Origin of the sequence: Campylobacter sp. (assembly GCF_019423325.1) — a bacterium.
GTDB lineage: Bacteria > Campylobacterota > Campylobacteria > Campylobacterales > Campylobacteraceae > Campylobacter_B.
Genome location: NZ_JAHZBQ010000001.1, coordinates 659,931 through 683,082, shown reverse-complemented (window position 1 = coordinate 683,082; position 23,152 = coordinate 659,931). Strand labels below are relative to the sequence as shown.

Below are 23,152 nucleotides of genomic sequence, written 5' to 3'. Positions count from 1 at the left end.
TTCGCCGTCACGTCTAAATTTTAAAATTTTATGCAAAAGGTGCATAAAATTTTATCCATTCGGTAAGGGTTAAATTTCACCGAAATTCGCATAGTTTAGGAGACGTGCATGATAGCGATCTATTTTAGCGCCACGGGCAACACGAAGCATTGCGCGGGTAGGCTCATCGCTCATCTTGGCGGCGTCTGCGTCTCGATCGAGAGCGAGGCCTGCGGCGAGCTTTTAAAATGCCACAATGACATTATTTTGGCGTATCCCGTCTATTTTAGCGACCTGCCGCGTATCATGCGCGACTTCCTCTACCGAAACGGCGCAAGCTTTAGCGGCAAAAACGTATTCATCCTCGCTACGATGGAGATTTTCAGCGGCGACGGAGCAGGGTGCGCGGCTAGAGTTTTAAAACAATTCGGTGCAAACATAACGGGCGGCGCTCATATTAAAATGCCGGCGTTCATCCTCGACGTGGCGATTTTTGGCTACTCGCGAGCGAAAAACGAGCGCATAATCAAAGAGGCGGACGCTAAAGTCAGACGCGTTGCGGAGGCGCTTAGCGCAAATCATCCGCCGCAAGAGGGGCTAGGCGCGCTTTGTCGTATCGCAGGGCTTTTAGGGCAGCGACTTTGGATGAAAATTTGGGATAAAGGCCCCTTTGCTAAGCGCAAGCCGAGCCTTGATCCATCGCGATGCAGCGGATGCGGGGCTTGTGTCAAACCCTGCCCGATGCGAAACATAAAGCTCGCTTGCAAAAAGGCGCAATTCGGCGATGAGTGCACGCTTTGCTACAGGTGCGTAAATATATGCGAGCGCAGAGCCATAACGATCCTAGGCAGGGCGAAAAATTTAGAAAAGTCCATCGCCGCAGACTTATGAGGACGAGCTCATGCCTCACAAGTTCGCAATCAAATGCGTAAAAACGGGCGAGGAAATTTTAATTTTTGATAGCACTGCGTACGGCTAAAGCGCGATGTCTTGCAACGAATATGGCGCAGAAAAAAGTAGCCCGCCGCGAGCTCGTGAAATTTAATCTACCGCTGTGCAAGATCCGCGTAAAATTTGGCTATAGCACCCGCTACGACGACTACGAGAACGACGAGAGTGACATTGTCCTACTGATAAACGACGGGGCTGCCTTGCGTAGCAGGAGGTAAGGCAAACGGCTATATCGCCGTAAGCTACGAGGACGAAGCGGGCAAAAAGACAAAATTTCGCTTATGTAAGCGGGCCTTAAATCTCAGTCCGTCTTTTTTGCTCCGTATTTAAATTTTACTCGGTCGCTAGATACTCCTAAATTTAAATTCTCTAGAGCCGAATGTGGCATCTTAGAATTTTAGCAAAGGTTTATCCTGTAATACTGCGCCGTGAAATTTCAGCGAAGGCTTATTTTGCCGCATACCTCAAAATTCTTAAATTACCCGCGCCGGCCCACTTAAGCTTTAAAGCGCTTGCCTTATCACTTCGCCCAAGGGCAAAATGCCGCGCCTTGCCTTATTAATTCGCCACGGAATTTCGCGGTAAAACTAAATTTTAAAATTTGGCCCATTTAAATTTAAAAGCGCACGACTATCACAAAAATCATCCGATATTATTGGTGACGCCGGCCTAATTTTAAAATTACACCATCACCCCTATATACGGCTATAGTCGTTAAATTTTAAGCAACAATAGGCGATAAAATTTTAAGAATTTCGCCGCCCAGCATTTCTTTACGCCGCCAAGCCCAAAAAACCGCCTAAACCTTCTTAAGCTTTACGCTAAATTTGCTTCCGCGTCCTACTTCGCTACGTAGTGAAATCTGCGCGCCATGGATCTTTGCGATTTGTGAGGCGATGGCTAGTCCGAGCCCCGCGCCACTATTTTGCTCGCGATTTCTGGAACGCTCTATTTGATAGAGCTTGTCCCAAATTTTAGTTTGTAAAGCAGGCTCGATGCCCTCTCCATCGTCGCTTATGCTAAGTTCGCACGCGTCTGCACTGACGCAAAGCTCTAAAACGACGCTGCTGTGCGTAAATTTTAAAGCATTGCTTAAAAGATTATTAATTAGCCTGATCAAAAACAGCTCATCGCCGTTTACGCGCGCACCCTCGGCTATCTGCGAGCTAAAGCTTAGCCCTTTTTGTGCGCACAAAAGTTGAAAGTCTTGCGCGCACTCGTTTGCGATTTTACTTAAGCTTACGGGTACCAAACGCGCGCCGCGCTGCAAGCGGGCAAGCTCTAAAATCTGCTCTATTAGCGCCGAAATTTTACGCGCTTGATTGTTTATGACGGCGAAACTCTCCTTCGCCTCGCTCGCGTCTTGCTCGTAGGCTAGGGCGTAGTCGCTTTGAGCCAGTATGATGGCAGCGGGCGTACGCAGCTCATGCGAAAGGTCGGCGCTTAGCTGCCGCTCGCGCTCAAACGCGCTTTGCAGTGATACTAGCATTTCATTAAACGTAGCCGCGAGCGCGCTTAGCTCATCCTTGCCTCGCGGTAGTTCTATTCGTCGCGTAAAATCGCCGCTAGCTCCGATCTCGCTAGCTGTACGCGACATAGTGCGCACGGGCTTAAACGCTCTTTTTATGATCGCGTAGCCGCCGTAGATGACGAGCACCACAAATAGCGGCGATAGGATAAGAGCGATCAGCATCACACGCTTCATCGCAAGCTCAAACTCGCTAACTGCGATGACGCCGCGTATCCATGCGCTGCGTCCTTTAATCTGCGCGTCATAATAGAAAAACTCATCGTCGTCAAGCTCCGCCTCGCGCGCGCCTTGAGGAGAGAGCGGCATCGCAGGCTCGAAGCCTTTAGGCACAAACCCTGCGATCACGCCGCCTTTCCCGTCATGCTCGTAGAAAAATACACCGTCATCAAAGCTTTTAAATTTTCCCTCGCGCGCGGCTTTTTGCACTAGGTGAGCAAGCTTTTTTTGGCTGACGGAGCTTCCTGATACTTCGTCTAAAATATAGCCGCAAATGCCGATAATAGCGCCTGCAAGCGCCAAAATAAATACGCTGTAATAAAGCGTCACGCGCAGGCTGATAGGTAGCGCGCGCGAGCTAAAATTCTCTTTAGCGGTTGTAAATACTCTAGATAAGACTTGAGCAAAATTTTGTATTGTGATTTTAGACACGAAATTTTGTTCATGACTTTGCGCGAGGACGCTATTAGAATTTTGCGCTAGATCAGGCGTTGCGCTTGTAGCAGCAAAATTCGGCGCAAAATTTGATGCCGTATTTTGCGTGGAATTCCGTTTAAAATTTGACGCCTGGCTTTGAGTAGAATTTAGCGCCCGGTTTAACTCGATATTTTGCGTGGGATTTTTCTTGCGGCTTTTCTTTAAACACGCAAAATTATGCGTAAAATTCTGTTTAAAATTTCGCACGAATTTTAATATGAAAAGCGCCGTAGCGGCAAAAATCTGCTTCGCAATCGCCGAAATTTTAATCCAAATCTTGCTATTTTGCCACGACATAGCCAAGCCCTCGCTTCGTTTCTATTATATCGCCGTGCTCGCCTAGCTTTTTGCGGATATTTTTGATTAAAACATCGATAACATTTGAGCTTGTTTCGTCGCCAAAATCCCAAATGCTCTCACCGATTTGTTCTCGGCTTAAAATCGCACCGCGATTTAGCATCAAAAGCTTTAAAATTCTATATTCCTTACCCGTTAGCTCCACTACCTCGCCCGCGCAGACGACCGATTTTTTACTTAGATTTAGGCGCACTTGCCTTATGATAATTTCGTTATCCGCAGTAGCGTTTTTGCGCCTGATAATTGCGCGAAGTCGCGCCAAAAGCTCACGAAAATCAAAGGGCTTAACCATATAATCGTCTGCGCCCAGATCAAGCCCTGCGATGATATCTTCTTTGGCGTCCCGCGCAGTTAAAAATAAAACCGGCGTGCCCAGTCTGCGCGCCCGTGCCGCCTTCAAAAACTCAAAGCCGTCCATCACAGGCATCATCGCATCAAGCACGATAGCGTCATATTTTGCGACATCCAAAAACTCTAGCGCTTCCTTGCCGCAAAAGGCGCAATCTACGCTGTAGCCGTCCTTTTTCAGACATTTTGCGATGATTTGATTTAGATCTTTTTCATCCTCGACAAGTAAAATTTTCAAAGCGTTCCTTTAAAATTTTGCTAATTCTAATCCGCCATTTTAGCCAAAAACGCATAAATTTTGCGGCGCCTTGGATGTGTAAACCCGCTCGCTTTTAAGCACCGCTAAATTTCAGTAGCGTTGAAGCCCCGTTAATTCGCAGACGCCTTTTGCCTAGCTCTAATCTCGCTTGCCTTTTTATCCGCTACGCTTCCTAACCGCCCTAAAAAATTTAGTGCGCCTGCTGCGATATTTAGCGCAAAAAGCCCAAATCCTACGCAGCCAAGCTTGAAATTTTGCTTAGCGATTTCGCGTTTGCAGCGGCTGCAAAGCACTGGCTTGCAAGAATTACAAACCTCCGCGCAGTTTGCTGCGCTGGCAGAATCTCGCGCGCTTGCGAAATTACTTGTATCAGAAAAATTTTGTGTATCGGCGAAATTTTGCTCGCTAGCGAAATTTCGTGCACTTGATAAGTCTTGCGTCTGCGAAGAATTCCACTCGTCCTTATAATCTTTCGCTTCCGAAGAATTTTTTTGATTTTCGCAACATTCATGCTGGAAAAATCTTTAGAATTTTGCTTGCAGGGCGCGGGATTCCGCTCGCTCGTTTCGCTTGCTAAATTTGCCGAAAAATCCTACGCATTTTCATCTAAATTTTTAGCCATGTCTGCATTTTGGGCACCATAGTCAACGTTTTCGTTTATGCTAAAATCCATAGCGTTCAAAGCCTCACTAGTTTGGGCGGAGTTGTCCACTCTACCTTTTCATCTCACGCCTTTGCTTATTTTTGACGCTGCAAGATCTGCTCGCCCGTAGCAGCGTCGATTAGCACCTCTTTTTTGCTCATGCCCTGGCGCAGTTTCACTTCGTATGCGGGCTTACCACCGTTACTTTCTAAATCGACCTTGCGAAAATCCCAGCCGGCGTTTGCGCTAAGTGCTTTGGCGCGAGCGTCTGCGGCACTGATTTTGACCTGCGAATAATCAATTTTACTAGGCTTTAGCTTCTTTTGCGTTTGAGTCTTTAAAATTTCGCCGCTTTGAGCGTCGATTTTGATCTCGTTTTCGCTACCTTCTTTATATGACTCGATCTCATAGACGAGCCTTCCGTGCTCATCGTCGATTTCTACGCTTTTTATAGTCGCGTCACCAAAGTTTTGCTGTGCGATCCCTATCGCTTGATCGAATGAAACTTTAGCGTTTTTTTCACTAAAGTTTCCTGCGTTTAATGCGCCCGCAAGGGCGAATGTAGCGGCGAGCGCGCCTAAAGCTTTAAGATTTTTCATCTTTAATTCTTTTGATTTTATTTCCAAATTTTATTTTGGATGGCGCAATTTTAAAATTCCAAGATGAAGCTAAGATGAATACGCGCGGAATTTTAAAATTTCACAAAAATTTTGCTGCGATTTGTGAGATACGAAGCGCGGAATTTCCGAGCATTTACCAAAACGCCGTAAAATTTCAACTTGAAATTTTATCTCAAGGAACGCTTCGTGCCTAGTTTTTTCAAAAATCCGTCGCAGCAGAAGCTTATTTTTCTAAGCTCGCTTGCTTTTGTGGCATTTTTTAACTTCTCGTTTTTCAAAAATATCATAAATGCCTACGGAATTTCAGGGCTAAATTTTATCTATTTTGTCTGCGACATGGCAGCTTTGATCGCTTTTTTGACGCTATTTTTTACGATTTTTAGCTCGCGCTATACGACCAAGCCGATTTTGATGATATGCTTTTTTATTTCGTCGTTTACGGCGTATTTCATGGATAGCTATAACGTCGTAATCGATTCGGAGATGATCCGTAACGCAGCCCAGACGAACTTTGCCGAGTCAGCGGATCTTTTTAGCCCGAGACTAGCGATTTATGTGCTGGTGTTGGGTATTTTGCCCTGCGTGCTGATTGCTCGCGCGCGCGTTAGCTACCGTCCGCTTAAATTTGAAATTTTAGCTAAGCTCAAAGCGGCGGGCATTTGCATAATAATCATCGCGGCGCTACTTTTTGGATTTAGCAAATACTACGCGTCGTTTTTTAGAGAGCATAAAATTTTACGCAGCTACGCAAATCCCGGATATTGGATCTACAGCGGCGTTAAATTTGTCGCAAAATCTAAAAAGCAGGGCTCGCAGCCTCTGATGCAAATCGCTACGGACGCGCATATCGATGAAAATTCCACAAGCTCAAAAAAGCTCGTCGTCGTAGTCGTGGGCGAAGCGGCGAGAGCGGATAGATTTTCGCTAAACGGCTACGAGCGAGATACTAATCCGCTACTAGCTAAAGAGCAGGGCGTCGTAAGCCTAAGTAATACCCATTCTTGCGGCACTTCGACGGCGCAAAGCGTGCCGTGCATGTTTTCGCTGCTAAATCGCGATGAATTTAGCGTCGAAAAGGCTGCAGAGGAGCAAAACGTATTAGACATACTAAACCGCGCTGATGACATGGCAATTTTGTGGCGTGATAACAATTCCGATTCCAAAGGTGTGGCGCTGCGCGTAAAATATCAGGATTTTAAAATTCCGCAAAATAATCCGATCTGCGATGTGGAGTGCAGGGATGAGGGGATGCTTGCGGGGCTTGATAAATTTATCGCCGAAAGCGCGGGCAAAGACGTATTAATCGTGCTGCATCAGATGGGCAATCACGGGCCTGCGTATTTTAAGCGCTATAAGAAAGAATTTGAAAAATTTAGCCCCGTTTGCCGCGATAACGAGCTTGAAAACTGCTCGCAGCAAGAAATTTCAAATGCCTACGATAACGCGATTTTATACACGGATTATTTTTTAAGCAAGGTTGTAGAATTTTTAAAACCATATTCTAAGACGCACGAAACGGCGATGATCTATATGAGCGATCACGGCGAGAGCCTCGGCGAGGGCGGCGTTTATCTGCACGGCATGCCCTATCTTTTCGCTCCCGAGGCGCAAAAGCATATCGGTGCGATCGTTTGGCTAGGTGAGGGAAAAATGCGCGAAAGATACGATCTAAGCGCACTTAAATCGCATAAGGACGACGCTTTTTCGCACGATAATCTTTTTCACACGCTGCTTGGAATTTTTGAAGTAGATACCAAGGTGTATAACAAGGATTTGGATATTTTAAATGGAGTGAAAAATTAGAATTTCGCACTAAATTTCGTCGTAAATTGTGAGTGAAATTTTAGCAATAAAAAATTTTATTGGCAAAATTCTAATTTAAGCTTAGTTTGAAATTTTACCTAAACTTGAGCGAAATCCGCTCCAAAAATTTTTGTGCAAAAGCTAAAAGAGAGACAAAGTGCTGCAAAAACTCAATCTATCATTTATCGTTGCGTTAAATTTCATTAGAAATTTTACGTGCAGTTTTGATAAATGCCTGCGCTAGATGGTTTAGACGTTTGCCTTTTTTGTAGGCGATTATCAGCGTTTTATCGAGCTCACGTGCACCTACGTCAAAGAGCTTAATCCTGCCTGCTTTATCCTCTTTTATCATCTGCGGTATGCTAAAGCACGCTCCTGCGCCGCTTGCGACGATAGCATTGGCGATATCAAAGGTCTCCGTACGGCACAGCACTTTCGGCGCAAAGCCTGCGGCAAAAAAGAATGCATCTATCTGCTCGGCGCTTCTTAGGCTTTGATTAGGCAGGATGAATCTTTCCTCTTTTAAGCGCGAAATGTCAATTTTGGGAACAGATTCGTTTTTAAACTCAAGCGAGAGCGGATGGGTGGAGCTTAGAGCGACATAGGTTTTTTGCGTTAGAATTTTAACCCCGTCAAGCCCGCTCATAACGATGGGCAGTATCAGCATACCGACATCAAGATCACCTTGAAGTAGCATTTCGCGAATGCTAAGCGCAGAAGAAAATTGCGTAATTTGCAGATCCGAATCCTTAAATTTCTTGCAAAACATCGGCAGTAGCGACGGCAGTAGATTATAGCCGTTTTGCGAAAAACCGATGCGAATTTTATCATTTTTTACGCCGCTTATTTCAGAGATATCGTTTTTTAGGTCGTTTATGGCATCAAAAATGACTTTGGCTTTACTAGCATAAATTTTTCCCGCATGCGTAAGCGAAATGGGATTACTCGTGCGGTTAAAAAGCTGCGCTCCAAGCTCACGTTCCAGTGATAAAATGCTCTGTGATAGCGACGGCTGCGGGATTTTAAGTGCCTCGGCAGCCTTAGTAAAGCTACGGAATTCTGCTACTTTTAATACTAGCTCCATGCGATGCAAATTCATTTAGCCCCTCCAATTGATAACTCAATTCTTATGAAATGATACACTAAATAATATTTGACTTATGTTAAAAATGAAACTAAAATTACGCTTTTAGTTTAGAACTTTAAACTTAAACTAAGAATTTCTCGAATGGAGAGGAAAATGAGCGAATCAAATTTTAACAGACGCGATTTCTTAAAATCGGCCTGTATCAGCGTCGGCGCGCTTAGCCTTAGCGGCTGCATGGATACCGACAAAAGTAAAAGCGGAGGCGGCGGCAACGAAGGCGGCCTTCCTAGTGTGGACGTACTTATCATCGGCTCGGGAGGCGCGGGTTTGCGTGCAGCCGTAGCGGCAAGAAAGAGTAATCCAAATCTCAGTGTTGTAGTAGCTACGAAGATGATGCCTTCGCGCAACGCCACCTGTATGGCGGAAGGCGGTATCAACGGCGTTACGAGCTTCGCAAACGGCGATTCATACAAGCTTCACGCCTACGACACCGTAAAGGGCGGCGCATATCTCGTAGATCAGGACGCCGCGATTAAATTTTGCGAGCTTGCGGGCCCTACGATTGCCGAGATGGATTACATCGGCACGCTGTTTTCCAGAAACGCTAGCGGCGGCGTGGACGGCAAAGAAAGCGGCGTTCCTGGCGGCGTAGCACAGCGCTTTATGGGCGGCGCGTCTAAAAAACGATGCAACTACTCCGCCGATAAGACGGGTCATATCTTGATGCACGCCTGTTTTGACGATGCGGTCAGCAACGGCGTGAAATTTTTAATCGATCACGAGCTGCTTGAGATCAGCGCGCCTGGGGGCAAATGCGAGGGCGTCGTGCTTCGAAATATACAAACCGGCGATTTTTATCCGGTGCTTTGCAAAGCCTTGGTAATCGCAACGGGCGGATATACGAGGATGTTTTACAACCGCACCTCGGTACCTTATATCGCTACCGGCGACGGTATCGCAGCTGCACTGCGCGTGGGTCTTGGATTTAGCGATCCGGAGATGGTGCAGTTTCATCCGACCGGTATCAAAAGCGGCGGCGCGCTCATTACCGAAGCGGCGCGCGGCGAGGGCGGATATCTGCTCAACAATAAAGGCGAGCGTTTTATGAAAAACTACCACGAAAAGATGGAGCTTGCGCCGCGCGATGTCGTAGCTCGCGCGATCGAAACCGAGATTCGCGAGGGTAGGGGATACGGCGAGGGGCTAGGCGCATACGTGCTACTTGACGTAAGACATCTCGGAAAAGATAAAATTTTAAAAGCCCTTCCTAAGATCAGACACACCGCCATTTTGTTTGAGGGTATCGATCTAATCGAGGAACCGATTCCGATTCGTCCGACCGCACACTACTCGATGGGCGGCATCGAAGTCACAAAATTTGACGATATGAGCACTAAAATTTCGGGGCTTTACACCGCGGGCGAAGCGTCTTGCATTTCGATCCACGGCGCAAACCGCTTGGGCGGAAATTCTTTAACCGACGCAGTCGTAACGGGCAAACTCGCAGGACTAGGCGCAGCGGATTATGCCGCGAAGCAGGAGGGATTCGGCTCTGGTAAAAGAGCAAGCGAGCTCGTGCAAAAATGGCAGGCTAAATTTAAGCAGATCGCAAACGGCTCGGGCAAGGCAAACGAGATGTATGAGTTGCGCGAAGAGTTAGGCGCGCAGCTTTGGGATAATATGGGCATCTTTAGAACCGGCGAAAAGCTCGATCTGCTTTCGCAAAATTTAGAGAGTATCAGAGCGCGCTACGACGAGCTGCGCGTCGCAGATATAAATCCGGTTATGAATACCGCATTTACCGACTACGTCGAGCTTGGAAATTTAATCCTGCTTGCGCGCTGTGCGTGTTTGGCTGCGCAAAAGAGGCTTGAAAGCCGCGGCGCGCATACCAGAGAGGACTATCCGAAGCGCGACGATAAAAATTTCTTAAAGCACAGTATCGTGACGATGAACGACGCGGGAGAGCTAAGCTTGGGCTACAAAGAGGTCGTCGTTACGGAATTCTCTCTTGACGGAAGGAAACCTCAATGAAATTTATCATAGACCGCTTCGACGGAAGCAAAAATTATAAGCAAGCCTATGAGCTTAGTTTGGAGCAGATCAAAGGAAAGACCCTGCTTGGAGTTTTGCAATTTATTAAGCAAAATTTAGACATCACTTTAAATTTTACCGCAGCGTGTCGTATGGCGATATGCGGAGCCTGTGCCGTAAGGGTAAACGGACACTCATATCTTGCCTGCGATACCAAGATGGAGGCTCTGCTTGCAGAGTATGAAAACCCCGATAGTTTTACGATCTCTGCGTTAAATAATTTTCGAGTGATCTCGGATCTAGTAGTGGATTGGGAGCCTAGTATCGAAAATTTAAGAAAGATTAAACCTACTATTACTCCTAAGAAAGAATTTAGCGCAGATAAGGGCTGTAAGCAAAGCCCTGAGCAGATGGAGCGCGTAAAAAAGCAGTGGGATTGTATCCTTTGCGGATGTTGCGCTAGCGAATGCAATAAGCTTGGAGCGGACGCAAGCGATTATATGCAGCCCTTTGTTTTCACGCACGCTAACCGCGCCGCATTTGATTCAAGAAGCAAGGACGCTATGCCTCATCTAAAGCCTGCGGTTCTAAACGGATTATGGCTATGCGTACACTGCCAAGAGTGCGCCGATCGCTGCCCTAAAGGCATAAGCGCTCAAAGCGACATCACCGCACTTCGCGCTCTAGCGATGAAAAAAGGCTTAACCGCAGGAAGCGGTCCAGCTCACGCAGAGGCGTTTTTACTAGATATCGTAGAGGGAAGCGGAAGGCTAAACGAGATCAAGCTTGCTCTAAGAAGCGAAGGCGTATTTGCAAATATGGGTAAGATGGATGTAGCGGCAAATTTAATGATGGCGGGCAAGATGAATCCTCTTCATGCTTTCGGCGGCGAGGAGATCGAGGGACATGCAGGGCTCGTTAAGATGATAGAGGCCGCACGCAAAGCTCAAGCTAGCGGCGAGATAGAATAAGGAGGAGAGGATGAATAACGAATTTGCATTTTCCCGGGTTGCGTTTTAAGTCAAGCCGCAAAGGAATCTAAAATTTCACTTGAAGCGATCGCTCCGGTGCTGGGTATTAAACTTCACGAGATAAAGGGCTGGAGCTGCTGCGGGGCTAGTCAAGCTCAATGCGTCGATCCTATGGCAAGCCTGGTGGCTAATGCCAGAAACATCGCGCTAGCCGAGGGTATGAATATGCCTCTGCTAACTACCTGCTCCACCTGTATGCTAACTCTAACTAAAGCAAAGCTAGCGTTGGATAAGGGTGCTAAAAGCTATATCAATACCTTTTTAAAAGAGGGCGGCATGCAGTATCAGGGAAGTACCGAGATTACGAGCCTGCTTTGGGTGCTATATCAAAATTTAGACACGTTAAAAGCTAAAGTCGTTAGACCGCTAACAAACTTAAAAGTAGCTCTATTTTACGGCTGCCATTCATTAAGACCGGAGCGCGAGCTTAAAAAGGAAAGTTCGACCAATCCGAAAAGCTTTGAAGCGGTAGTTAGCGCACTTGGTGCTCAGATCGTGCCTTTTGAAAAACGCCTTGATTGCTGTGGTTTTCACGCTAGCTATCCAGCGGTAAAATCGGTATCTAAAATGTCAAGCGAGATCGTAAATGACGCTGCCGAGCACGGTGCCGACGTCGTAGTTACCCCTTGTCCGCTATGCCAGATGCAGCTAGATATCTATCAGGAGCGATACCAAGAAGCGATGAACTCCAAAGCAAGAAAGCCGATCATCCACTTATCTCAGCTGGTAGGCCTTGCTCTTGGGCTAAGCAACGAGCAGCTTGGACTAAATATCAATATCCAAGATGCAACGAGATTGGTAAGCTGATCTTTGGAAATTTTCTAAAGATTTAACGGGTAATTTTGCAAAAATACTTCGCTGCGGCACACAAACAGTGCGCCTGCTAGTATCGCACAAAATCATCCAACCTACGCCTGCTTTATCCTAAAATATTTTTCGCTACTATAAAATTCTTGATAAAATTTCAGCGTCTCGTAAATTTTAACGCTTCATAAAATTTAATGCTTCATAAAAATTTAATGCTTTCTCCGCTGTAATTTAACGTTTCGCCCGCCGAGCAAATTTTAATCCGCCTTTTATTTTTAAATTTAAAACCCATTAGACAACGAATAAATATAAAATTTTAATTAAATCTAACGAAATTTAAGGTGCATGAATTTTAAATTTTGATAGAATGCCATTTAAAAATATCCTAAATTTCAGGAGGACATTATGGTTGATTTAGCTCAAATTTCGGCTAGACTTGATGCCGTTGAGCGTTTGCCGCGAATAAAAGCGGAGGAAAGCATAAAAGAAAGGCTTAAGAGCAAAGGTTTTTCGCGCCGCGATTTTATGAAATGGAGCGGAGCGATGACCGCGATGCTAGGGCTTCCGGCCGCATTTGCACCGAGTGTGGCGCGAGCGGCGGAGCTTGCGGATCGCTTGCCTGTGATCTGGCTTCATATGGCGGAGTGCACGGGCTGTAGCGAGAGCTTGCTACGCACCGAGACGCCTAGCATCGACAGCCTAATATTTGATTACATCAGCCTAGAATACCACGAGACGATAATGGCTGCCGCAGGCTGGCAAGCCGAGGAAAATTTAGAGGGCGCGATCGAAAAATACAAGGGGCGCTATATCTTGATGGTAGAGGGCGGAATTCCAAGCGGCGAGAATGAATTTTTTCTAACCGTGGGTCCTGAGGGCAAAAGCGGAGCTCAGCACTGCAAGCACGCTGCCGAAGGCGCTGCGGCGATATTTGCGATCGGCACCTGTTCGAGCTTCGGCGGTATCCAAGCCGCGGCTCCGAATCCGACCGGCTCCGTAGGTTTGGATAAAATCATAAATAAGCCCGTCATCAACGTCCCGGGCTGTCCGCCTAGCGAAAAAAATATCGTCGGTAACGTGCTAAATTTCATCCTTTTCGGCACGCTTCCAAGCCTTGACGTTTATAACCGACCTAAATGGGCTTACGGGCTTCGCATCCACGATCTATGCGAGCGTCGCGGGCATTTCGACGCGGGCGAGTTTGTAGAAAGCTTCGGCGATGCGGGCGCAAAGGACGGATATTGCCTTTATAAAGTAGGCTGCAAGGGCCCTTATACGTTTAATAACTGCTCGCGCGAGCGCTTCAACTCCCACACTAGCTGGCCGGTACAGGCGGGTCACGGCTGTATAGGTTGCTCGGAACCTGATTTTTGGGATCATATGGGACCTTTTGAGGAGCCTTTGGCGGATCGCCTTTACGAAAGCGTTTTCGGCGGGCTCGGCGCTGATGCTACCGCAGATAAGATAGGTGTCGGAATTTTAGCGATCACGGGTGTTGCGGTAGCCGCACACGCGGCGATTGCGTCATTTAAGAAAGATAAAGGGGAATAATCATGTCGCAAAGAATCGTAATAGATCCGATAACCAGAATAGAGGGACATTTAAGAATAGAGGTCGTAGTGGATGATGAAAACGTCGTCCGCGAGGCTTATAGTAGCTCGACGCTATGGCGCGGGCTTGAGACTATAGTAAAAAACAGAGATCCGCGCGACGCGGGATTTTTTATGCAAAGAATTTGCGGCGTCTGCACCTTCTCGCATTATAAAGCGGGTATCGTCGCGGTAGAAAACGCCCTTGGTATCACTCCGCCGCTAAATACCTTGCTGACGCGTACGCTGATGGCTAACGCGCTATTTTTGCACGATCATCCGGTGCATTTTTATCAACTCCACGGGCTTGATTTTGTAGATGTAGTAAGTGCGCTTAGCGCCGATCCTAAAAAAGCAAGCGAAGAGGCGTTTAAATACTGCGATACCCCTTATGCGTGCGGCGCAGATAAGCTAAAAGAGGTGCAAGATCGCGTGGGTGCTTTTGTTAAGAAGGGCGCTTTGGGACCTTTTGCCAACGCCTACTTCGGCCACCCAACATATAAGCTTAGCCCGGAGCAAAATTTGATCGCTCTTTCGCACTATCTTGAGTGTTTGCGCATTCAGCGCACGGCGGCTCAGATGATGGCGATATTCGGTGCGAAGCAGCCTCATCCGCAAAGCCTCACCGTAGGTGGCGTAACCTGCGTGATGGATATCCTAAGCCCTGCAAGACTGGGTGAATATATGTCTAAATTTAAAGAGGTCGCAGACTTCGTAAATCGCGCCTACTATCCTGATCTCGTAATGGCTGCGAAGGCTTACGGCAACGAGCCTAGCGTGCTAAACGATATCGGCGTGGCAAATTTATGGACTCATCAAGAATTCCAGCTTTCAAAGAACGAATGGCTATTTCAAAGCGGCATGATACTCGACGGCGATATTAGCAAGGTTTTGGAGTTGGATGAAAACAAGATCACCGAGGAGGCAACGCATGCGTGGTATAAAAACGATGCGGCGCTTCATCCTTACGACGGCGAGCAAGAGCCGAATTATACTGGCCTTAAGGACGGACAGAGCATCGACGCGCACGGCAAAGAAGCGCATACGAAGGTGCTCGATACCCAGGGTAAATACACCTGGATTAAGGCTCCGCGATACGACGGCAAGCCGCTTCAGGTAGGACCGCTTGCAAATATCGTAGTAAATTACGCTAAGAAAAACGAGCGCGTAGTAAAGGTCGTGGATCAATTCCTAAAAGACGCCGGCTTGCCGCTTGAGACGGTATTTTCGACGCTTGGACGAACGGCGTGTCGTATGATCGAGGCTAAAGTCGTAGCCGACAACGGACTGATTGCGCTAGAAAATTTAATCGCAAACATTAAAAGCGGCGATACGCAGACCTGCGCAAAATATGTAATCGATAACTCTAAAGAGTACAAAGGTCGCTATATCGGTCACGTGCCGCGCGGCGCACTTAGCCACTGGTGCAGGATCGAAAAGGGCGTCATTAAAAACTGGCAGGCGGTCGTGCCGTCTACTTGGAACGCCACACCGAAGGATAAAGACGGCGCTATGGGCGCTTACGAATCCTGCTTGATCGGGCTTAAACTTGCCGATCTTTCCAAGCCGCTAGAGATTATCCGCCGCATCCATTCATTCGATCCTTGCATCGCCTGCGCCGTGCACGTAATGGACGCTAAAGGGGCGGAGCTTGGCTGCTATAGGGTAGATCCCAGCAAAGGATAAACGATGAAAAAAAGATTTGCGGAATACGAGTTCTCCATCGGTCTTAGACTCACGCACTGGCTGCGCGCGCTTTGCATTACGCTTTTGGTGATCACCGGATATTACATCGCCTTTGTTTTCACCGCGCCCGAGGTAAATCCCGAGCCGGTGCTTTTCATGCAGGCTAAATTTAGATTCGTACATCTGATCTTCGGCTTTGCGATGATTGGTGCGGCGATCTTTAAAACCTACCTTTTCTTCTTCGATAAAAAGAGCAGAAAAGAGCTTTTAAGCATCAAGGATTTTTTTAGCCCGCGCGTCTGGATCGCCCAGATCAAATACTATATCTTTTTGGGCGAGCACCCGCATCTTCGCGGCGTTTATAACCCATTGCAGTTCATCTCCTATCTGGGCTTTTATCTAGTGCTATTCGTGATCTGCCTAACCGGAATGATTCTATACGTTCACGTCTATCACGAAGGGTTAGGCGGCGCGCTATACGGGCTCTTGCGCCCGCTGGAAGCTGCGATGGGCGGACTAAGCGAGGTGCGAATGATTCACCATCTTTGCATGAATATCATCATAATCTTCGTGCCGATCCACGTCTATATGGCGGTCTTTAACGCCGTTAAGGGCAGGGACGGCGCAATGGATGCGATCGTAAGCGGTTATAAATTTAAAAAGGAAGAGCACGCTTGAGAGTGCTGGTACTGGGTATCGGCAACGTCATCTACGCGGACGAGGGCATAGGCGTGCACTTCGTCCGCGCGCTCGCGCAGAACTATAAATTTTATCCTAAAACCGCCGCACAAAATTCTATGTCGGGCGAGAATTTTGCGGCGCAGAATTATACGCAAAATTCCACAGAGCGCGACTCCTCGCAAAATTCTGCGAATGAAAATTCTATCTCCGAGCAAAATTTCGCAGCAGTAAATTTAGACCGAAATTCTACTTCAGAACATTCCGCCAAGCAGAATTCCGCTTCAAATTTTACTTCGCAGAATTCCCTTATATATTCCACAGTGCAAAATTCTATCAATTCGGACTTCGTCGCCGTAAATTCAGCCGTGCCGAACAGTAGCTCGGATCAGATCCGATTTATCGACGGCGGGACTTTGGCTAGCTTTTTGATGCCTACGATGGCGGAATTTGATGAAATTTTGCTCGTAGATTGTATAGACGCGGACGGCGCAGAGGGCGGCGAGGTGTATTTTTTCGACTACGAGGCGATGCCTAAGCAGATCAGCTGGAGCGGCTCGGCGCACGAGGTCGAAATGCTTCAAACCCTGCAGATGATGGATCTTTGCGGCGATCTGCCTCATGTTAAAATTCTAGCTGTCGTGCCGCGGCGCATCGAGGAGGCGAGCTTTAAGCTAAGCTCCGTGATATTAGAGTCCTCAAAAATCATGGAAAAAACGGCGCTGCAGTACCTATCGGATCTTGGTTTCGCGCATGAAAAAATCGCCGATCTTAGCGCCCAAGACATCGCGGATCGATTTGCAAAAAGGGGGCGAGATGATAGTATCATATGAGTTTAACTACCTTAATGAAAACGCGCTGATAGCGCACTTCTTGCTGTTTTATGCTCGCAAAAGCGCGCTGGAGTTTTACCTGAAAAAAGAGGCGAACTTAATAAGCCTTTTCGTGCGCGGCGGCGAGGATGAAATTTTAAAATTTAGCGACGAGGCGATGCCTCTGATTCCAAACTCCATATTTTTGGCAAAATCCTCCGTGCGCGTGGTGGACGAGGACGGCGCCGAAGCAAAAACGCTGAAATTTAACGGCACGTTTGAAGATACCTCCTCGGGCGATATAAGTAAATTTTTAGAGGATGAAATTTCAAACGCCCACAACACCGCTAGATTTAATAACTTCACTCCGCGAGTGATGAAAGAATACCTCGCTCACTCCGAGCCCTCCCAAAATGAATTCGAAATAATAAGCGGCGCCGGCGTACTTCATGACGGCAAATTTGAAGCGGTAAGCAGGGAAAATTTCGCCCGCTTGTTGGAGCTTTGCCGTCTAAGCTTGCTTCACGCAAGGCAGGTGCAGATCGAGCGCGGCGGCGCAACTTTCATGCTCAAGGCGGACGTGGATTTTAGCGCCGATTTTCTAATAGCCGCAGGGGTGGGGGCGCTGGATGGGATTTTTGTGAGCGACGAAAAGAGTAAAATCGCGCTCGCAGCCTTTGAAAAGCCGCTCATAAGCCTGAAAACCAATGCGATCTTTAGAAAAAACCACGAGGACGCGCCTAAATTTTTTGACGTAAAGCTTGCGGGCGACATATTCCTGTTTGCGCTGGGGCGCGCTTTGGCAAGCGACGGGATCTATTTTTTAAGCGCAAAATGCGAAAGCGCGGCGCAGAAAGATAAAATTTTTAAGGTCGCGCCGCTGCAAAACGGCTTTTTGATCGTGCAAAACGAGGACTTTTTAAGCGACGCCGCAAGCGCTTATCTGAAAAACTCAAAGGACAAAAACTCCGCTCTTTTTGCGCTTACGTGCCGCGAAAAGGGGCTTTTAGATGATCCTAAAAAACGGGTTTTGCGCTGCTTTTTGGGCGTGGGCGCGGACGATGAGATCGCAATTTATAGCGAAAGCTCCAAAAAAATTCTGCTTAAATTTGATCTGCCGCGCAGTTTTGACGAGCTTAAGGCGCAAATTTGCGCCGACGAAACGGGCGCTAAGCTGCTTGAAAATTTTAGCGCCAAATTTGACGTAGGCGCCGCGAAAATCGATGAAATTTTAAAAAGCGCAAACGCGGGATTTCACAGCATCTTTAGTGTCGCCGCGCAGCTTATCTGGGGGCGCGATGCGGCGTTTTTGACGGCGGCTGCGGAGGATTTTGCGGGCGGCAAAGGGGTGCGGCTTGATTTTTGCACGGACGAGCGCGGCTGCGTGCAAGCGGATAAAATTTTGCGTTCGGCGATGAGCTATGCGCTCGCAGGCGCCAATGAGAAGCTGTTTGCGTTCGGATTTTTCGATAGTTTGGGCTATTTTTTAAGCGATCTGGCGGATGAGCGCAAAGAGGATTTTGACGTTTTGATCTTCGGCGGCGCGATGTTTGGCGGACGCAAATTCGCGGATTTAATGCTTAAACTTTGCAAAAATTTTGACGCGAGTTTTAGCGACGAATTCACGCTTCAAGCTCGCTAGATTGGGCATATATGCGTATTTTTGGCAAAGCTTCAAAGCCTTATCCGCAAAACAGCGAGTTGCGCGGGCATTGCGGTGCCGATAGCTGCGCCATACGGGCTAAGCTTAGCGCAAACGAGATCGCGCGAAATTTCAAAAAAGCGGTAAAGAGCGCGGAAGCAAAGGATCAAATTTTATTAAATTTAGAGCACATTTTGCAGCGTCCGGAACGCTTTATCCGCCCGCTGCGAGCGCAACTTGCTTGCAAAATAGCTCCTGCGGCGCGCAATTTATGAAAGCACATACATGAAAGCGGCTAAATTTGAGGTTTTCGGAGCGGTGCAGGGGGTCGGGTTTCGCCCGTTCGTCTACAAGCTCGCCGTGGATTTGGGGCTGAAAGGCGAAGTTTATAACGACGGCGAGGGCGTTAAAATCATCGTTTGCGCAGACATTTTTGGGGCGCAACAGAACTCAGTCGATAAAAATTTCGCCCATTTAAATTTCGATCAACCCAATTTTAACGAAAATCAAGCACAGAAAGTATCGTTATCAGCTGCTCGGTCTTTAAATTCTGCCGAGTCGGATTCTAACGAAGCCGCAAGCTCGTCACTAAATTTTACGAGCTCAAATTTAAGCGGAAGCTCCATTTCGCCGCAAATCGCACCGAACTTACCGAACGATTCGGCCGGCTCGCTACGTGATCTAGCAAACGATTTAGCAAACCTGCCTGATTTGACGAGTTTGCCGCATGATTTGACGAGTTTGCCGCATGATTTGACGAGAGATTTGCAAGCCACAGCGAGCGAGAAATTTTTACCAAACTTATTCGAGATTGATCTAAACGAGCAGGGCTCTATTTTGCCCGCTTCGTCGGATCAAAATTTCGTCGTGCAAAATTCGTCGCAGCAGCGCGGTATGTCGCAGAATGAATCGCCGCAAGGCTTGCAAAATATTAAGCGCGACTTGCAAGGCGCGAAGGGGGATTTACAGAGCTTTAAACGCAATCCGCAAAACGCCGAGCAAGATCTGCGCGAAGAAGAAATTTTAAAAATTTTCGAGCAGCGCCTTCGCAGCGAGGCGCCGCCGCTTTGCCGAATCGATAGGATTATTCGCGCAGATATTAATACACAAGATTTTGCGCAAAATTTTACTGATTTTAAGATCACGCAATCCAAAGAGGGGCGTAAATTTAACCCGATCCTGCCCGATTTTGCGATCTGCGATCAGTGTAAAAAAGAGTTTTACGACCCGCAAAATCCGCGCTTTCATTATCCTTTTATCAACTGCACCGATTGCGGCCCGCGCCTTAGCATCATCGCCGCGCTGCCGTATGACCGCGCAAACACCACGATGAGGGAGTTTGAGATGTGCGAGTTTTGCCGCGGCGAATACACGGACCCGCTCACGCGCCGCTATCACGCCGAGCCGATCTCCTGCCCGCACTGCGGCCCGCAGCTGTTTTTATGCGGCGCGGACGGCGAAATTTTATCTAGCGGCGAGGATGCGATAGCGCGCACGGCGGAGCTTTTACGGCGCGGGCAGATCGGCGCGATCAAGGGAATGGGCGGCTTTCACATCGTCTGCGATGCGACGAACGAGCGCGCGGTACGCATGCTGCGAACGCTCAAAAAACGCCCGAGCAAGCCTTTTGCGATCATGTGTCGCGATGCAGCGCAGGCATGGCGCGCAGCGAGCCTAAGCGCAGAGGAAGAGGCGCTGATAGACTGTAACGTCAAGCCGATCGTGATTTTAAAAAAGCGCGAGTTTGTTTGGCGCACAGAGGCGGGCTTTGCGGCGGATTTCGGTACGCAAAATTTAAAAGCGCAAAGCAAAAATCCTATGTCGCCGAAATTTACTGGCGAGCAAGAAGAATCGGCGCAAGAGCAGGGCTCTGCGTTACAAAATTTACGCAATTCTGTGGAACAAAATTTTAGTACGCAAAGCGCTGAAAATTGCGCGGAGCAGGGAATATTACAGAGTGCGCAAATTTTCAGCAAAACGACGCGCCGTAATTTCGCCTGCGATGCGTCGATTGCGGGCGACTCGCGGAGCGCAGAAAACGAGCTAGAACGCGCATCGAATGGGTCTGATTTGCAGTACGCGGCTAAAAATTTGAACTCGCCGCAAGCAGAAGGCGAGCTAAAGCTGCGACATACAGCTAATGATTTAAATTTACAGTCCGCAGCGGATAGCCAAGACTTGCAATGCGCGGCGAAGAAGTCTGATTTTTGGCTTGCGACGGACGAGTCTATTTCGCAAAATTCGGCGAATATGGAGGGCTTGCGACACGCTGCAAATAAGGCAGATTTGCAGCGCTCGCCGAGCGAGCCGAGTCCGCAACAGACGATAAATTCGCAAGACTCATGCTCTGCACAGGCGTGCATGGCGGACGCGCGCGGCGCCCATTCCGATAGCGAGGGCGATTTCGTGCGTTTGCCCGCAAGCTTTTCGGCGATTTTTAGAGCAGGCGCGATTTTTATCGCTCAAAGCGTGGCGCCGAACCTTAATAAAATCGGCATTTTCCTAGCCAACACCGGCGTGCATCTGCTGCTTTTTGAATACTTTGATCGCCCGATCATCGCTACTAGCGCCAATATAAGCGGCGAGCCCATTATTTTTAGCAGCGAGCAGCTGCGCGAGAAGCTGGGCGGCGTCATCTCGTTTTACCTGGACAATAATCGCGAAATTTTAACGCCGAGCGACGATAGCATCGCCTTTTTGCCGCAGTTTGAGGCGCGTGCTTCGGCGTCCGGTTCAAAAACGGCTCATAGCTCTGGTAAAATTTCCGCACCGCTTCCGACCTGCGCCAAGACCGAAAATTTCGTGCAAAATTCCATTCTAGCGCAGAATTCCGTGATGAATTCCGCGGACGCACAAACCCTTACCGCGCCGCAAAATTTTAATGAAAATTCCGCCGCCGAAATAAATTCTGACTGCGAGACGAAATCCGCCCGCGCCGCAGGTCTAGCAAATCTCGCAAGCGCTGTAAATCTCGTAGACGCCGCAAAATCCGCAAACACTGCAAATTTAGCGAACTACACAAATCTTTCCGCCGAAGCGGACGCTTTGGATCGCGCGCTGTTTTTGCGAACATCTCGCGGAATGAATCCAAAAATTTTCCCTAGCAAATTCCGCACCAAAGGCACTTTCCTGGCGCTCGGAGCGGAGCTTAAAAATCAGTTTGCAATCTACAAAGACGGGCAAATTTTCATCTCGCCCTACATCGGCGATCTTAAAAATGTCGCCACGAATGAGCGATTTTTCGCGCTTTTGGATATGTTCGTGCGCGCCTACGAGCTGAAATTCGACGCCGTCATCGCGGATCTGCACCCGCAGTTTTCGCACACGCGATTTTTTGAGCAGCGCGGATACCCCGTGGTGCGCTACCAACACCATTTCGCGCATCTGGTATCGAATCTGGCGCAAAATGATCTTCTTTTTAGCGGCAAAAAATACCTCGGCTTTTGCTTCGACGGTACCGGCTACGGCACGGACGACACGATCTGGGGCGGCGAGGTGATGGTCTTTGATCCGCGCGGCTACCGACGCGTCGCGAAATTTGACGAAATCGCGCTTATCAGCGGCGAGAATGCGATCAAAAACATCTACAAACTTGCGCTCGCGCTCGTATTTAAATTTAATACAAAGGGCGCTGCGCGCGAGTTTTTGGCAAAATTTAGCGCAAGCGAAGTGGCAAATTTAGAAAAAATCGCGCCGCGTGCCGTCCGCTCAAGCTCGCTAGGGCGGCTATTCGACGCGTTTGCGGCGGTGATCTGCGACCTGCGAGCAGTCAGCTTTGACGGCGAGGCGGGCATGCGACTTGAAAACCTATACATCCAGGGCTGCGAGCAAAGCTATAAATTTAGGTTGAAAAAAGCGGGCGAAAATTTTATCCAAAACGCGCCGTATTTCTCTTCGCAGCAGCGGAGCGCCGATGATTTACGGCACGAAACACAGCGCGAAGCGGGGCAGGGCGGTCTGAATGCGCAAAGTCATAGCGGCGCCAAAAACAGCTGCGCGTTGCGAGGCGATTTTAAAGAGCTTGAGGGCGATGCGGCGAGCAAAGACTGGCTTGAGTGGGCGGCTCGAAACATCGCAGGCGGCGGTGAAAAGAATGCAAACGTCGCCGTAAATTCTATAGAGCAAACGTCCGCTCTAAATTTAATAAATTCTGAAAGCAAAAACGCCGCCGATGCGGATCAAATTCCGCAAAACGAAGCTTGCGCGCCGAGCCTTGGGGGCGAATGCTACGTGATCGATTATGAAGAGGCGTTTTTACAGGCTTTAAGCGATGAGCCGCGTTTGGCTGCGACGAAATTTATAAACGGCTTGGCAAACTTCATCGCAGAGTTTGCGGAGGGCTTCGGGCTCGAGGTCGTGCTAAGCGGCGGAGTCTTTCAAAACGCCACACTGCTAAATCTTACGTGCGCAAAGCTGCGCGCACGGGGCATCAAATTTCATCTAAACCGCGCCGTTCCTTGCAACGACAGCGGTATCGCATACGGACAGCTCGCGGCGTATCTAAGCGAAATTTCGCGCTAAGGTAGAATTTGCGCTGTATGCAGAAGCCCTTGTTGCGTGCGGTGCAGCTCGTTTAAGACCAACGAAAACGAAGCAGATTTA

Annotated in this window: 15 protein-coding genes and 2 pseudogenes; 13 read left to right on the top strand and 4 right to left on the bottom strand. The window is 48.3% G+C overall.

Annotated elements, in window-relative coordinates:
- The first annotated feature begins 108 nt into the window (after positions 1-108).
- Both QZ367_RS03135 and QZ367_RS03130 read left to right on the top strand, forming a co-directional pair.
- Positions 109-870 (top strand): EFR1 family ferrodoxin, encoded by a 762-nt coding sequence (locus QZ367_RS03135; RefSeq protein WP_291937226.1) that lies wholly within the window; start codon positions 109-111, stop codon positions 868-870.
- A gap of 65 nt (positions 871-935) precedes the next feature.
- On the top strand, positions 936-1,148 hold the full coding sequence (locus QZ367_RS03130) for a hypothetical protein (protein ID WP_291937223.1): 213 nt from the start codon (positions 936-938) through the stop codon (positions 1,146-1,148).
- Between the two features lie 581 nt (positions 1,149-1,729).
- Here the strand turns inward: QZ367_RS03130 and QZ367_RS03125 are convergent.
- From QZ367_RS03125 to QZ367_RS03115, 3 genes are all read right to left on the bottom strand, one after another.
- Positions 1,730-3,451, bottom strand: coding sequence for a HAMP domain-containing sensor histidine kinase (locus QZ367_RS03125; protein ID WP_291937220.1), 1,722 nt, complete (start codon positions 3,449-3,451; stop codon positions 1,730-1,732).
- Positions 3,435-4,097, bottom strand: a complete 663-nt coding sequence (locus QZ367_RS03120; RefSeq protein WP_291937217.1) for a response regulator transcription factor — start codon at positions 4,095-4,097, stop codon at positions 3,435-3,437. The genes QZ367_RS03125 and QZ367_RS03120 overlap by 17 nt, the downstream gene beginning before the upstream one ends.
- Before the next feature lie 759 nt (positions 4,098-4,856).
- On the bottom strand, positions 4,857-5,360 hold the full coding sequence (locus tag QZ367_RS03115; RefSeq protein ID WP_291937215.1) for a PepSY domain-containing protein: 504 nt from the start codon (positions 5,358-5,360) through the stop codon (positions 4,857-4,859).
- Between the two features lie 207 nt (positions 5,361-5,567).
- Between QZ367_RS03115 and QZ367_RS03110 the strand changes: the two genes are divergently transcribed.
- The gene (locus tag QZ367_RS03110; protein WP_291937213.1) at positions 5,568-7,184 is read left to right on the top strand and encodes a phosphoethanolamine--lipid A transferase; all 1,617 of its coding nucleotides are present in this window, start codon (positions 5,568-5,570) and stop codon (positions 7,182-7,184) included.
- A gap of 193 nt (positions 7,185-7,377) precedes the next feature.
- Here QZ367_RS03110 and QZ367_RS03105 read toward each other — a convergent pair whose 3' ends face one another.
- Entirely contained in the window at positions 7,378-8,283 is a 906-nt protein-coding gene (locus QZ367_RS03105) for a LysR family transcriptional regulator (protein WP_291937211.1), read from the bottom strand.
- A gap of 141 nt (positions 8,284-8,424) precedes the next feature.
- Between QZ367_RS03105 and sdhA the strand changes: the two genes are divergently transcribed.
- The 10 genes and pseudogenes from sdhA to QZ367_RS10375 form a co-directional block, all read left to right on the top strand.
- Positions 8,425-10,305 (top strand): 8-methylmenaquinol:fumarate reductase flavoprotein subunit, encoded by a 1,881-nt coding sequence (gene sdhA, locus QZ367_RS03100; protein ID WP_291937206.1) that lies wholly within the window; start codon positions 8,425-8,427, stop codon positions 10,303-10,305.
- Positions 10,302-11,276: an 8-methylmenaquinol:fumarate reductase iron-sulfur subunit gene (gene sdhB / locus QZ367_RS03095; RefSeq protein ID WP_291937203.1), complete on the top strand. Its 975-nt coding sequence runs from the start codon at positions 10,302-10,304 to the stop codon at positions 11,274-11,276. The genes sdhA and sdhB overlap by 4 nt, the downstream gene beginning before the upstream one ends.
- Positions 11,277-11,297: 21 nt before the next feature.
- Positions 11,298-12,143: an 8-methylmenaquinol:fumarate reductase membrane anchor subunit gene (gene sdhE, locus QZ367_RS03090; protein ID WP_291938129.1), complete on the top strand. Its 846-nt coding sequence runs from the start codon at positions 11,298-11,300 to the stop codon at positions 12,141-12,143.
- A 405-nt stretch (positions 12,144-12,548) separates the two neighbouring features.
- Positions 12,549-13,694, top strand: a complete 1,146-nt coding sequence (locus QZ367_RS03085) for a hydrogenase small subunit (protein ID WP_291937201.1) — start codon at positions 12,549-12,551, stop codon at positions 13,692-13,694.
- 2 nt (positions 13,695-13,696) lie between these two features.
- The gene (locus QZ367_RS03080; protein ID WP_291937198.1) at positions 13,697-15,418 is read left to right on the top strand and encodes a nickel-dependent hydrogenase large subunit; all 1,722 of its coding nucleotides are present in this window, start codon (positions 13,697-13,699) and stop codon (positions 15,416-15,418) included.
- Between the two features lie 3 nt (positions 15,419-15,421).
- Complete coding sequence (cybH, locus tag QZ367_RS03075; protein WP_291937195.1) at positions 15,422-16,096, top strand: Ni/Fe-hydrogenase, b-type cytochrome subunit; 675 nt, start codon at positions 15,422-15,424, stop codon at positions 16,094-16,096.
- Positions 16,093-16,188: pseudogene (locus QZ367_RS03070) on the top strand (hydrogenase expression/formation protein); the annotation flags it as partial. The gene cybH and the pseudogene QZ367_RS03070, both read left to right, overlap by 4 nt.
- A gap of 27 nt (positions 16,189-16,215) precedes the next feature.
- Positions 16,216-16,929 carry a hydrogenase maturation protease gene (locus QZ367_RS03065; RefSeq protein WP_291938127.1) on the top strand — a complete coding sequence of 238 codons (714 nt, stop codon included), beginning with the start codon at positions 16,216-16,218 and terminating at the stop codon, positions 16,927-16,929.
- A complete protein-coding gene (locus QZ367_RS03060) occupies positions 16,913-18,550 on the top strand; it encodes a hypothetical protein (protein ID WP_291937191.1) in 1,638 nt (545 codons plus the stop codon). The genes QZ367_RS03065 and QZ367_RS03060 overlap by 17 nt, the downstream gene beginning before the upstream one ends.
- 285 nt (positions 18,551-18,835) lie before the next feature.
- Positions 18,836-21,940: pseudogene (locus QZ367_RS10375) on the top strand (Sua5/YciO/YrdC/YwlC family protein); the annotation flags it as partial.
- Positions 21,941-23,152: the final 1,212 nt, after the last annotated feature.